Origin of the sequence: Peribacillus sp. Bi96 (assembly GCF_918698115.1) — a bacterium.
In the GTDB taxonomy this organism is placed as follows: Bacteria; Bacillota; Bacilli; order Bacillales; family DSM-1321; genus Peribacillus.
On record NZ_CAKKLV010000002.1, the window covers coordinates 218,973 to 231,681 of the forward strand.

Genomic DNA, 12,709 nt, shown 5'->3' on the forward strand with positions numbered 1-12,709 from the left:
GGATTGAAGCATGATTACATGCTTCAATCCTTTTTTATAATAAGAGATTAGAGGAATTTAACGCAAACAGGAAAGGGAACCTGAATATCTTGTTGCAATAATGTTAATTTTCCACTATTTTCATTCCGAGAATATAGTGTCAGGTTTCCGGAATGTTCATTTGAAGCAATCAGGAATTTTCCGCTAGTGTCGATTGAAAAATCACGCGGCCAATGTCCTTCGGTAGAAACAAGTTCGACGAATGTTAGTTTGCCTGTTTCTTGATTGATTTTGTAGACGGCAATACTATCATGTCCGCGGTTTGCTGCATAGACGAATTGCCCGTCTTCAGAAATATGAATGGCACTGCCTTGATTATTTTCCTTGAAATCTTCCGGGGTGGTCCGAACCGTTTGTAATTCAGAAAAGCTCCCAGTTTTACTATCGAAGCTTAAAGCAATGACTTCGGGTACAAGTTCTGCCATCACATACGCGAATTTTCCGTTTGGGTGGAAGGTCAGATGCCGCGGTCCGCTGCCTGGCGTAACCGATAAATTGTTTACTTCTTCCAATATCCCATTATGTATTTTATAAGTTATCACTTTGTCGATTCCGAGATCGACTACAGCAATGAATCTTTCATCCGGTGTGAAACCAGCGAAGTGAGTATGCGCCTTTTCCTGACGATCTTCATTCGGTCCGTGGCCTTCATGCCGAATGGTGGATGATATAGGCATTGGGGTCGCATCGTTCTGAAGCTGATATGTTTCAATCAGACCTTCGCCATAGCTGGAAGTGACTAAGACTTGTTTCTTGCTGTCAACACTAATGTGGCAGGAAGAACCATTGGGTGTCAGTTGCTTGCCAAGGTAAGTAAGCTCACCTGAATCTTCATTAATGGAATAGGCTGAAACACCACCGCTTCCCGCTTCTTTTAGGATGGCGTATAGATTCTTTTTGTCCTGGCTGATCGTGATATACGTCGGATCGGTTAGTTCTGCTGCAAGAACCGGTGTACTTAGTTTGCCTTCTGCTGTATCTAAAGTAAAGCGGTATATTCCTTTACTGTTCCCTTTTGTGTATGTTCCGATATATCCAATTATGGTGTGTTGATCATGTTTTACCATATTTATCTCCTCCAAGAAAGATTTGTGTTTATTTTATATTTTAACATAGATGGCATCCATTTTATTCTTTTCCCGGTTTAAGTTGAGTTGGAACCTTTTTTATTTATAAAATTTTGAGGTGAATAGGAATACCCCCTTAATGGGGGCAGAGTTTGTAGACAAAGGGGTATATCAATGTTAAAACAAAGTTGATTGGAACGGGTGTGCCAGGAGAGGAAATTAACGTTTACAGTTTACAAACCGTAAAAAATGTTGGCAAAATCAAATATTATCGAGATTGTTTACAGGGGGGCAGATATTCTCCATATTATCGACTGGCAGTACGGCTTCGATAGGAATATGCGTAAACTGAGAAACGGAAAATAAGCCCTGAACCGTCAGTTTAATTTCCGGAATGACAGGTAGCGCCAAGAAAGCGAGTGTAAGGAAAGGGTTAAAATTCCGGTTTGCACCGAGTTTCCATAGGGCTCCATCGATACGTTTCAATGAATGAACTACTTCCAGATATGTACATTCACTCATCAATCCAGCTATCGGAAGCGGAAGGGAAGAGAGTATATTTCCATTTTGAATGACAACCAATCCACCCTGCATTTTTTTAATTTCTTTTGCTGCCATTAGCATATCTTGGTCATTCGTACCCGCAATGATTAAATTATGGGAATCATGGGAAACCGTCGTGGCAATAGCACCTGATTGCAAGCCGAGTCCTTTAACGATTCCAAGACCTATTTGTTTAGTCATATGATGTCGTTCAATAACAGCAAGTTTAATATGATCAACATGTTCAGAGAACTGGAAATGACCGTCATTAAGTGTAACCGGTTCAATCGAATGTTTTGTAATCAAACTGTTAGGTGTTATTTCAATAATATTAGCCAGATTACCTTTGAAGGATATCGCCAAATCCTTTTCCGTCAATTCATGAAATTTAACAGAGTGCCTTAAACCATCGTCTATAACCTGTTCCTTTTCTGTCGGAAAGTTAAGTAATCGATTATTTTGAACAATAAGTTCCCCGTCTTTAAAGACCGAGTGGATGGTGACTGAATCAAGTTCTTCTAATAGAAGGAAGTCTGCCTTGTATCCAGGCGCTATGGCACCCTGTTCTTTTAAACCAAAACATTCTGCAGTGTTAATGGTCGCCATTTGAATGGCGGTAATGGGTTGGACCCCTTTTTCTATGGAAAGTCGAACGTTATGATCGATACTTCCTTCAGCTATAATATCATCCAGGTGACGGTCATCTGTGACGAATAAACAACGACGGGAATTTTTCTCGTTAATGGCTGGAACCAGGTTCATTAAGTCTTTGGCAACAGTTCCTTCCCTGATCATTAGATACATTCCTTTTCGTAGTCTCTCTTTTGCCTCTTCCGCTGTAGTGCATTCATGATCTGTTTTTATGCCGGCACTCGTATAAACATCGAGTTGTTGTTCACTTAATCCAGCTGCGTGGCCATCAATGCTTTTGACAAGTTTATTAGCATCGGATAATTTTTGCAGCATATCCTCTTCGGCATGTGAAACGGCAGGGAAATTCATCACTTCGGCTAAACCAAGCACTCTCGGGTTTTGGTAAAAGGGAAGTAAATCTTCACTTCTTAGGACAGCACCAGAATGTTCAAACTCCGTAGCTGGTACACAAGATGGCATCATGAAGTAGAAGTCGAAAGGAAGCTGATCAGATTGGTCTAACATATATTGAATGCCCTTTTTACCAGAAACATTGGCGATTTCATGAGGATCTGCAACAATGCAGGTCACTCCGTGTATAAGGAGGATTTTTGCGAGTTCAGAAGGTCGAACCATAGAGGATTCAATATGGACATGACCGTCAATGAAAGCAGGCGCAACGAATTTTCCAGCAGCATCGATTTCTGAAATGCCCTCATAACTCCCGATGCCAGCGAAAAAGCCATCTACAATTGCAATGTCGCCTGTAAAGGTCTCACCATTGAATACATCTATGATGCGACCGTTTTTAATGACGCAATCTGCAGGTATAGTCCCTGTAGCCACGTTTATTCTTTTTTTTAGCAAATTATTTTTCAAATGCAAACCTCCTTTGATAAACTATTGCAGATTAGTATTTCACTTTTTCACCATAGGTTTCCCAGGTCCGGAAAGGTAAATCATGGTTACTGAATGACGTTTGTTCCATTTTAATGGAGCGGTTTTCCATCGGTATGGCAAGTTCTTGGTATATAAAGTGATCATCAAAGCCAATTCGTGCAGCATCATCTTTAGTACATGCATAATAAATGGCTTTTGGACGTGCCCAATAAATAGCACCAATGCACATGGGGCAAGGTTCGCAGCTTGTGTATATTTCACAATCGGTAAGCTGGAAGCTATTGAGAGTTCTGCAAGCATCACGAATCGCCTGTACTTCGGCGTGAGCTGTAGGATCGTTGGCAGTTGTCACATTATTACATCCTCTTCCTATAACTGTGCCATCTTTAACGATTACAGCACCAAAAGGTCCTCCGTTCTTTGCCAATACATTTTCGTGTGCAAGTTGAACAGCCATCTCCATGAATTTTATATCCATTTAACAACACCCCTTCGTATATTTGTAGTTTAAAAGTGTCGGTGTTACGTTTAGTCACGTAAATATAATAAATAATATACCATATATAGGTGAAAATGGAATGTAGTTTCCTGAAAATAAAGAAAAATCATACAACGTTAGAACACATGACATTACACCTCGGGGTCCGTTTAAAAAATTTTTACAAATAATATTAAAACTGATATTGTAAGAAGAAAATCATTAAGATTATGAAGGTGAAATGTATGGGGTTTTTGGGAGTTCTTTTACCGATATTCGGTATTTTTGTTTTAGGGTTCGTCGGTCAGAAAAAGTTTAATCTTGATACGAAATCCATTTCCACAATGGCATTATATTTAATGTCACCTTTTCTTGTGTTCCGAACGTTTTATTCCGCAGAATTTTCGATTAATTATTTTTACCTGTTCTTATTTACGATACTACTCTGTCTATCTCTTATATTGGCGGTCTACCTCATATCGTTTTTCCGTAATTATTCAGTGACTGAAACGAGCGGCATGATATTGGCGTCCGCATTCATGAATAACGGGAACTACGGAACACCAGTCATTTTCCTTTTATTCGGAGCAGCAGGACTCGATTATGCAATCATTCTGATGGTGGGCCAGCAGTTAGTGATGTGCACGATCGGCATTTATTTCGCAGCGAAGGGCAGCCCGGAAGGTAATGGAGTTAAAACAGCGCTTAAAGCAGTGTGCAGGATGCCAACTGTGTATGGAGCCATTGGAGGGACGGTTTTTCAGTTTGTGAACATACCTCTAAGCAATTCGGTTATGGAAGCCATTAACCTTGTGGCAAGTGCGGCGATTCCAACGATCATGATTACTCTTGGGATGCAGCTTGCCAACATTTCGCTGAAAAAAATTCCTTATCGAAAGCTATCGGTTTCACTTCTACTTAAACTTGCCGTCTCCCCGGCTATTGCTTTCCTCTTATCACTTGCTTTGCCAGTGAATGAAATGGTCAGGCATATTATGATTATCGTAGCTGCTATGCCAACTGCGGCGAACACTACGATGTATGCGCTCCAATTCAATACAGAGCCCGAATTCGTATCAAGTGCTACATTCATAAGTACATCATTAAGCCTGATTACCCTTCCAATCATCTTTTTCTTTGTATTATAGAAGATTATCATTAAAATATGTGGGCAAACTTAATGAATAGACAATAGTGAGTGGACAGAATTCGTGATATCTTGCACGTCCCGATTACTGGAGGAATTAAGGGGATTGGAATACATTAGAGTATAAGGGTTACAACCAAACTAGTTTTAACAGTTTTTAATATTACTCAAAAGTTGAGCTTGCTTATTTAACTTTTCGTTCAGCTGGCTCAGCCATTGTATTAAATTGGGGAGGGATTTTGTGTTTCAAACAAAAATTAAACTGTCTAATCCTGAAAAGATTGATGCCATTTTGAAGAAAATCGTTCAAGAATCCTATGATGAGGCACTGGAAGAAAAACTTCTACTGTGTATGGAGTGTGGCGATGTTGATCTTTATATCGCATCTACAAATAATGAAGAACTTCAAGATGCCATTAATGAAAACTTTGAAATTGATGAATGTGGTGAAATTATTAAGGTTGATGAACATCAAGAACTGATGGATGATTTATACGATTATTTCCAAGTCATACATAAGGAAAGTGATATGTTTGATTTTTTTCCGGCAGGCATATATATGGTTGCTGGGGAAAGTCGTGAATCCGATACGGATATGCTTGCACCAAGAGGCTTATTTTCAGCGCCATTTGATGATGCTATAAATGAATAAAAAAGACAGCTGTTGCTGTCTTTTTTTTATTGTTCATTACATATTTGATTTGTAGACCGCATGGGGATTACGGGAAATAAATGCTTTTGTATTTTAATAAAAGAAGTGTTCATGAAAAATCGACTTAAATATGAATATAATATCATATTTAACAATTTAAAGTTTATATGGTAATTTTAAGCAATATTAGATATAATTAAAAATGTGAATATTGAATAAATTATTTAATTTACTAGTTTAAAATAACAATATAAAGTTGCCTTTTCACTAACGTTATCGTTTTAATTGGGAAATAATAACTTAAGAAAGGTTATATACATAAGGTGAGAGAATGATAGTTTATACACATTGAATTCTGATTATTATAAATTTTAAGTTTAGTATGATTGATTATGGGGCAGGGAGGCTAATTATGATCGTTTTTGATCGAGTGAATAAGTATTTTGGTGACTTTCAAGTTTTGAAAGAGATTAACCTGACAATTAATAAGGGGGAGGTAGTAGTTGTCATCGGTCCGTCCGGGTCAGGGAAAAGTACACTGCTTCGATGTATTAACCGCCTAGAGACCATTTCTGAAGGTTCCCTTTCCATCAATGGTTTAAATGTAGCGGATAAAAAAACGGACATAAACAAACTGCGTCGGAATATCGGTATGGTTTTCCAGCATTTTCACCTGTATCCCCATAAAACAGTGCTCGAGAATATCATGCTTGCTCCACGGAAAGTTTTAGGACAATCCGAATCGGAAGCGAAGAAGATCGCACAAAAGTATCTGGAGAAAGTAGGAATTGGAGATAAAGCAAATTCCTTCCCTTCTCAGCTTTCAGGCGGGCAGCAGCAACGGGTTGCCATAGCTAGAGGTTTGGCAATGGGGCCTGATATCATGCTGTTTGATGAACCTACCTCAGCCTTGGATCCAGAAATGATCGGCGAGGTACTGGATGTAATGAAAGCACTTGCCCATGAAGGGATGACGATGGTGGTGGTCACGCACGAAATGGGATTTGCCCGAGAGGTTGCTGATCGAATCGTATTCATGGACGAAGGCAGGGTTTTAGAAGAGGCAACACCGGCTGAGTTTTACGCGAATCCTCGTGAGGAGAGGGCCCGTTTATTTCTTAGCCGTATATTAAATCATTAAATAAAAAACAGGGGTGATTTTTCATGTTGAAGAAAAAGAAATGGTTGAAGGCATCTTTGCTATCCCTACTTGCTGTCATTTTATTAGCTGGATGCGGCGGAGGGAAAAGCACGGACGAAGGTAAAGAGGGTGGAAGTAAGGAAACAGGTAAAGATGTCCTTTCACAAGTGAAGGATAAGGATGAGATTGTTTTTGGGGTTAAAAATGATACAAGATTATTCGGTTTGAAAAACCCAAGTACTGGTGAGGTGGAAGGCTTTGATATTGATATCGCCAAAGCTCTTGCTGCTGAAATTCTAGGTGATGAAAATAAAGTTAAATTTAAAGAAGTGACTTCAAAAACAAGGATGGCATTGTTGAATAATGGGGATATCGATGCGATTGTAGCGACCATGACCATCACGGAAGATCGTAAAAAAGAAGTTGATTTCACTGATGTTTATTTCGATGCTGGACAATCTTTGTTGGTCAAAAAAGGCAGCGATATAAAGGGTATTGATGATTTAAAAGGTAAAAAAGTATTGGCTGTAAAAGGCTCTACCTCTTCCATTAATATTCGTGAAAAAGCACCTGACGCACAAGTGCTTGAATTTGAAAATTATTCAGAAGCGTTCGCTGCACTTAAATCCGGGCAAGGGGATGCATTGACTACGGATGATTCCATCCTATATGGAATGGCAGATGAAGATCCAAATTATGAGCTTGTTGGCGGAACATTTACAGACGAGCCGTATGGAATTGCTGTTAAAAAAGGTAATGAAGACTTTGTTGCCGAATTGAACAAAGCGCTAAAGTCACTTAAAGATTCTGGCAAGTATGATGAAATCCATGATAAATGGATTAAACATTAATTCATTTTACCAAATATGTACGGATAAATGACCTTAAAAACATTTGAACATTTTTGTATGTAAGGATGAGCGATTTGCTCATCCTTACTAGTTAAAGGAGTGTATGCCGTGCTTGATTTCTCCATTTTAACAGAGAATCTGGATATGTATTTATTAGGCTTTAAAAATACAATTATGTCGAGTTTAATCGCGCTGGTAGCAAGTTTGATACTAGGTGTGTTTGTTGCTATCATGCGGATTGCCCCAATAAAGCCTCTAAACTGGCTTGGAACCGCTTATGTCGAGTTCATTCGGAATATACCATTATTGATTATTACCTTTTTCTTCTTTCTTGGTCTAAAACTAAGTGGACTATACGCAGGAACCTTAGCCTTAACCATTTACACTTCATCTTTTATAGCTGAGGCAATTCGTGCTGGCATACTTTCCGTTCCTAAAGGCCAAATGGAAGCTGCTCGTTCATCAGGACTGACATATGGGCAGGCAATGAGGCTCGTCATTTTGCCACAGGCGGTTAAAATAGTCATTCCGCCACTTGGAAACCAATTTATCAATCTAGTTAAAAATTCTTCCATTTTAGCCGTGGTTGCAGGACTTGATCTCATGTACCATGGAGATTTGATTTCTTCAAGGACATTTGTCGTGTTCGATGTCTACATTTTCGTCGCAGCGTTTTACTTAATACTTACCATTCCTTTAAGTCTTGGCGTTGGTTATTTAGAAAAACGTCTGGCTAAGAGTAATTGAGGGAGGTATAAGATATGGATTTTGCAGGTGCTTATTCACCGGATAATCTAAAGTTTTTATTAGAGGGATTTTGGGTAACGCTCCAGGTAGCATTTATATCCATTATTCTAAGTTTCATTATTGGCGGGCTTGTGGGTATAATACGTTACGCAAAGGTGCCGGTTTTATCACAAATATTAGCCTTGATTGTAGAAACGGTTCGTAATTTACCGTTATTACTAATAATATTCTTTACGTATTTTGCTTTACCTGAGGTACGGATAAAATTAGAAATCATTCCAGCAGCTATCGTTGCCTTGACCATTTTCGAATCAGCCATGCTTTCCGAAGTCATTCGAAGCGGTTTGAAATCTGTTGATAAAGGCCAAATGGAAGCTGCTCGTTCATCAGGCCTGAGCTATACACAGGCATTGATATACATCATCCTGCCCCAAGCGCTGCGCCGCATGGTTCCTCCTATTGTCAGCCAATTCATTTCTTTGTTAAAGGATACCTCTTTAGCGGTTGTCATCTCATTACCGGAGCTGACACATCATGGACAAATTATCTATGGCCAAAGTCAAAAGTTTTTGATACCCATTTTAATCCTGGTTGCTCTCATGTATTTCATCGTTAACTATAGTCTGTCTTTAGTAGCACAGAGACTTGAATTGAAACGAACTTAAAAAAAACGACTCATTTATATGAGTCGTTTTTTTTGCATTTGAGGTACGGTGCATGTATTTCAACAGCAGAAGAAGCAAGGAATGATGAAGAATTAATAAGAACATAAAAAAAAGAATCTTTTGCTTTCAATAACCGTATATATAAGCATAAGAAAGAAGGTGGAATAATATGTCGGAAATGAAAACGAGCAATAGCAAAGCGATCGCAGCACTGATCTTGGGGGTATTATCCCTGCTTATTCCAGTCTTAGGCATCATATTAGGAATTGTAGGATTAATTTTTGCATCGAAGAGTAAACAAGAAATCAATCTTACTGGGGAAACCGGGAAGGGATTAATGACCGCTGGTAAAGTGTGCAGCATTATTGGAATAATCTTGAATGTTATCATGATTTTGATTTTCCTGGTGTTTTTTACTTTTATAGTAACTGAAGGAACAACATTTTGATTGTATATCTAAACTTGACAATCAAAGAAAATATCAGTTAAACCTATTTTTAAAGAATTTGTATGTTATAATTAACTTAAAATTCTAAATATTCATGAAGGGATGATATTTTGACCATTCAAATCTTTGAGTATCCAGCTGTATTCTATTATGAAAAACACCCGTTGATTATTGACTCTTTTTCCGTTCAGGTTTGTTTCCCGGATTTTAAGCGAAATGGATTTATTTCTTCAGTTAGCGGTAAGAATCGGATAGATGCTATAGCTTGTGCTCAAGAACTGTTGGAAACCATGGTCGAACATTTTATTCACGATAAAAAAACAATACCAGATGCAACTGAAATGGAAAAGGTAAATCTTGATAGGGGGATTAATATTTGTGAGGCAGCCCCATTCCGAATTGAAATAGAAAATATCACATATGAAAAATAAAAAAACCTTGCCGAGTAGGGGACAAGGTTTTTATTTTGGATTTTGAAGGATGTGATTCTTTTGTTTCAGGACATTCAGTTAGTTTGGAATGAAAAAAGGAAAAAACGCTTACTACCAGAATGGGTCATCCGTTGACCAGAAAAATTACATAAATCAATATAAGGCGAAGGTACTTGTATTTGAATCTAATTGAGTACTGATGCAAGAAGATCTGTGAATATCATATTTTGAAACATTAAACCGTCATTCCTTTGCAAAGGGTGATGGTTTTGTTTTGCATTAGGAACTGTGCCTTATATTAAATTTTTTTATTTTTGGGGAAAGGATATTGCGTTCTTTATAACGAATATGTATAGTATAGGTAACGTAGGTAAAAAGTATCAATAGTTATAGATTTTGGAGGTGTGTGTGTGAAATATTATATAGCATCAGACGAAAAAAATAAGAAGCAAGTAAGGTCATTGATTAAGAAATTGACTTCAAAAGGCTTTACATGTGTGAATGACTGGAATTTAATTGCGGATGATGAAGATAATCAAATGACAGAAGGTATAGAGGATTATGAAAAAAAGGGGATTGAGGAAGCTGACTTTATGTTAATCTTCCTGACAGCCGGAAAAGGTAATCTTTCTGAGCTTGGATATGCGCTATCGTTAAATAAGAAAATCATTGTATATTCACCAGAGAAAGACAATTATCATATTAATAAAAAATCAATTTTTCATAATCTGCCCGAGGTAACCATTTGCAGCGGGACATTGTATAAGCTGGTTAAATTGATACATACGCTCGCTCCGGAAGAATCTGAAAAAAACGGTTCATTTGCACCGTAAATAAAATGTCAAATGTAGAAATTAAAAGGCTACCCTCTAATAAAATATCTTTTGAACGAACTGTTTAACATATTAAAAATGAGGGTAAAGACCAATTAAAAAAGGGGAGGACTGTTTTGGCCATTATTGATATTGACCAACTATTGCTAGCTACTGAGGAGATTGCAGAAGAATCAGCTCCATTCCATCTTGATACATTTGACATTGATCAGCTTTTAGATAACACGGATAACTGGAATTGGTAAGGTAAAGCATGCCCTGTGAGGATATGCTTTTTTTTCTGAGCGAAAAATAACCTGATTACATGTAACAGTAATCAGGCGATGAGGATGTTAAGTAGTGGATAAACTAAAACTTGCGTCCTTTTACGAATCCTAATATCACAAACATCGCAATGGTACCGATAACAAAAGTTGCCTTAATGATCATTATGAGAAGTTCATCGTACATTGTATTACCTCCTTGTATGTAATGATGGACAGTGCGATTATGATTAGCTGTTTATGTATAAATTATAACATAAAGCTAATAAGTGATGGTGGAAAATTACTGTAAGTATGGATAATAAAGTATCGATCGTTATAGTTTAGACAAAAAAAGATATCCTCCAATAAGAGGATATCACTAGCATCTATCATTTAATATTAAGCGCTTTTTTCGTTTGAGGTCCGACGATCCCATCAGCCGTAAGTTTTTTTGCTCTTTGAAATTTTTTTACTGCCGTTTCGGTATTTTTCCCAAATGTCCCATCTATTCCTTTCGTGCTGTATCCAAGTTCAGTTAATCTTTTTTGTAGTTCACTTACTTTAGGACCGCTGCTTCCTTTTTTCAAAGTTGAATTGGCAGTGTGTACAGGGAGACTAGAGGATCCAGTAACCTTATAGCCATTCGTGGCAGCTATGGAAGCAAATGATTTATTCGAACTGGCTATTAAGACTACAGTGTTCATTTTTACCCTATCATACATCCATTGAACATCCTCGTTATACATGCGAATGCAACCGGCACTTATATATTTCCCGATTGATTTAGGATCATTATTGCCATGTATTGCATACGTATTACCTGGTGTATTCCGTGCATTTATCCCCAGCCATCGTTTTCCGAGAGGATTTTTTGGATCTCCGCCTCTAATGTTGCCTGTATAATAAGGACGATTCACAATCTTTGACACTACCTTGAACTTTCCTTCTGGAGTATAGGAGGCCTTCTTTCCTGTCGCTACGAGAAACACCCTCACTAATTTATCATTTTCATAATAGGCCAGCTGATTATTGGCTTTATTGATGATAATCAGTTGTCTAGGTGCCGCACTTGAAGAATGACTGAACCCAACAAAACTAAAGACGAATATCAATACACATACAATCAATTTTTTCATGTTTTTCCCCGTCCCTTTTTTAAGCAACCTCATATTCACGCATATACTATCCTATGCATGAAGTGAAGTAGAAGTGACAATTTTTTAAAGGAAGGGTAGACTAAAAAAGGGAAGAGCTGGCCCAAACTAATTTTCACATGTTTGCATACCAAAGATTGGTGGGCACTGTTTGTGGCCACATTACATACATTATTGAAGTGAAAGCGGAGGTGGGTAAGCATTGTCACGCCTAAAAGTGGAGGACTATCTAGAACAAGGGATTTATGGTCCTAAAGAAATCAAACCTGGTGAACGAAGGGAATTTCTGGGCACATTACGGGAGCGCGTCGTTATCGTCCTAAAAAAAAATCAAGTCTTTGAAAAGAATGTATATCCGGAAATTGAGCAAATGATGAAGCGGCATCCCCGTTCAAATTTGTTTTTAAATGGTCAGATGGACTATCAATACCTTGGGAAATATATTAAATTGGCTATGAGCCATAATATTCCTTACAAAATTGTCCTAAACAAAGACCATAATTCCGAATTGGGTCTAGTATTAGCAGAAAGTAATGCCATAAACAAAGAAAAAATATATATAGAGAAGCAAAAACAAGTGTTTGAAGTTAAAAAAAAGAGGAGTGTCAAATCGTTTTTCAAACGATGGGTTAAAAAAATCTTGAACTAACGCTAATCAATGAGTAAATTAAGAAGGAGACCTATCCACTTAAAGGTAGGCCTCCTTTTATTGATTGCGGAACAAGGATCATATAG

At 37.8% G+C, this 12,709-nt stretch carries 15 protein-coding genes; 11 read left to right on the plus strand and 4 right to left on the minus strand.

What is annotated here, in order from left to right; translation table 11 throughout:
- Positions 1–47 precede the first annotated feature (47 nt).
- The 3 genes from LQ203_RS03530 to LQ203_RS03540 form a co-directional block, all read right to left on the minus strand.
- On the minus strand, positions 48–1,106 hold the full coding sequence (locus tag LQ203_RS03530; protein WP_230155737.1) for a lactonase family protein: 1,059 nt from the start codon (positions 1,104–1,106) through the stop codon (positions 48–50).
- Positions 1,107–1,367: 261 nt separating this feature from the next.
- The gene (gene ade, locus LQ203_RS03535; RefSeq protein WP_230155739.1) at positions 1,368–3,167 is read right to left on the minus strand and encodes an adenine deaminase; all 1,800 of its coding nucleotides are present in this window, start codon (positions 3,165–3,167) and stop codon (positions 1,368–1,370) included.
- Positions 3,168–3,192: 25 nt separating this feature from the next.
- Positions 3,193–3,660 (minus strand): nucleoside deaminase, encoded by a 468-nt coding sequence (locus LQ203_RS03540; protein WP_230155741.1) that lies wholly within the window; start codon positions 3,658–3,660, stop codon positions 3,193–3,195.
- A gap of 245 nt (positions 3,661–3,905) precedes the next feature.
- On the opposite strand from LQ203_RS03540, the gene LQ203_RS03545 reads away from it, so the two are divergent.
- The 10 genes from LQ203_RS03545 to LQ203_RS27425 all read left to right on the plus strand — a co-directional run bounded on the left by LQ203_RS03545 (position 3,906) and on the right by LQ203_RS27425 (position 10,820).
- The gene (locus LQ203_RS03545; RefSeq protein WP_230155743.1) at positions 3,906–4,808 is read left to right on the plus strand and encodes an AEC family transporter; all 903 of its coding nucleotides are present in this window, start codon (positions 3,906–3,908) and stop codon (positions 4,806–4,808) included.
- 240 nt (positions 4,809–5,048) lie between these two features.
- Positions 5,049–5,459: a hypothetical protein gene (locus tag LQ203_RS03550; RefSeq protein WP_230155745.1), complete on the plus strand. Its 411-nt coding sequence runs from the start codon at positions 5,049–5,051 to the stop codon at positions 5,457–5,459.
- A gap of 412 nt (positions 5,460–5,871) precedes the next feature.
- Positions 5,872–6,600, plus strand: a complete 729-nt coding sequence (locus LQ203_RS03555) for an amino acid ABC transporter ATP-binding protein (RefSeq protein ID WP_230155748.1) — start codon at positions 5,872–5,874, stop codon at positions 6,598–6,600.
- 23 nt (positions 6,601–6,623) lie between these two features.
- Positions 6,624–7,451 carry a transporter substrate-binding domain-containing protein gene (locus LQ203_RS03560; RefSeq protein ID WP_230155750.1) on the plus strand — a complete coding sequence of 276 codons (828 nt, stop codon included), beginning with the start codon at positions 6,624–6,626 and terminating at the stop codon, positions 7,449–7,451.
- A 108-nt stretch (positions 7,452–7,559) separates the two neighbouring features.
- The gene (locus tag LQ203_RS03565) at positions 7,560–8,198 is read left to right on the plus strand and encodes an amino acid ABC transporter permease (protein ID WP_230155752.1); all 639 of its coding nucleotides are present in this window, start codon (positions 7,560–7,562) and stop codon (positions 8,196–8,198) included.
- Between the two features lie 14 nt (positions 8,199–8,212).
- On the plus strand, positions 8,213–8,863 hold the full coding sequence (locus LQ203_RS03570; RefSeq protein WP_230155759.1) for an amino acid ABC transporter permease: 651 nt from the start codon (positions 8,213–8,215) through the stop codon (positions 8,861–8,863).
- A 169-nt stretch (positions 8,864–9,032) separates the two neighbouring features.
- Complete coding sequence (locus LQ203_RS03575) at positions 9,033–9,311, plus strand: DUF4190 domain-containing protein (protein WP_230155761.1); 279 nt, start codon at positions 9,033–9,035, stop codon at positions 9,309–9,311.
- A gap of 110 nt (positions 9,312–9,421) precedes the next feature.
- Entirely contained in the window at positions 9,422–9,742 is a 321-nt protein-coding gene (locus tag LQ203_RS03580; protein WP_230155763.1) for a hypothetical protein, read from the plus strand.
- A gap of 410 nt (positions 9,743–10,152) precedes the next feature.
- The gene (locus tag LQ203_RS03585; RefSeq protein WP_230155765.1) at positions 10,153–10,575 is read left to right on the plus strand and encodes a nucleoside 2-deoxyribosyltransferase; all 423 of its coding nucleotides are present in this window, start codon (positions 10,153–10,155) and stop codon (positions 10,573–10,575) included.
- 116 nt (positions 10,576–10,691) lie between these two features.
- Positions 10,692–10,820, plus strand: coding sequence for a hypothetical protein (locus LQ203_RS27425; RefSeq protein ID WP_290370514.1), 129 nt, complete (start codon positions 10,692–10,694; stop codon positions 10,818–10,820).
- A 389-nt stretch (positions 10,821–11,209) separates the two neighbouring features.
- Here the strand turns inward: LQ203_RS27425 and LQ203_RS03590 are convergent, their stop codons facing one another.
- Positions 11,210–11,956 carry a L,D-transpeptidase family protein gene (locus LQ203_RS03590; protein WP_230155767.1) on the minus strand — a complete coding sequence of 249 codons (747 nt, stop codon included), beginning with the start codon at positions 11,954–11,956 and terminating at the stop codon, positions 11,210–11,212.
- Between the two features lie 220 nt (positions 11,957–12,176).
- Between LQ203_RS03590 and LQ203_RS03595 the strand changes: the two genes are divergently transcribed.
- On the plus strand, positions 12,177–12,623 hold the full coding sequence (locus tag LQ203_RS03595; protein WP_230155769.1) for a YueI family protein: 447 nt from the start codon (positions 12,177–12,179) through the stop codon (positions 12,621–12,623).
- The last annotated feature ends 86 nt before the right edge of the window (positions 12,624–12,709 follow it).

Bases quoted from the DNA above. Each gene is read 5' to 3' on its own strand.
- LQ203_RS03530 (WP_230155737.1), bottom strand. From the start codon at position 1,106: ATGGTAAAACATGATCAACACACCATAATTGGATATATCGGAACATAC.
- LQ203_RS03540 (WP_230155741.1), bottom strand. From the start codon at position 3,660: ATGGATATAAAATTCATGGAGATGGCTGTTCAACTTGCACACGAAAAT.
- LQ203_RS03545 (WP_230155743.1), top strand. From the start codon at position 3,906: ATGGGGTTTTTGGGAGTTCTTTTACCGATATTCGGTATTTTTGTTTTA.
- LQ203_RS03555 (WP_230155748.1), top strand. From the start codon at position 5,872: ATGATCGTTTTTGATCGAGTGAATAAGTATTTTGGTGACTTTCAAGTT.
- LQ203_RS03560 (WP_230155750.1), top strand. From the start codon at position 6,624: ATGTTGAAGAAAAAGAAATGGTTGAAGGCATCTTTGCTATCCCTACTT.
- LQ203_RS03570 (WP_230155759.1), top strand. From the start codon at position 8,213: ATGGATTTTGCAGGTGCTTATTCACCGGATAATCTAAAGTTTTTATTA.
- LQ203_RS03575 (WP_230155761.1), top strand. From the start codon at position 9,033: ATGTCGGAAATGAAAACGAGCAATAGCAAAGCGATCGCAGCACTGATC.
- LQ203_RS03590 (WP_230155767.1), bottom strand. From the start codon at position 11,956: ATGAAAAAATTGATTGTATGTGTATTGATATTCGTCTTTAGTTTTGTT.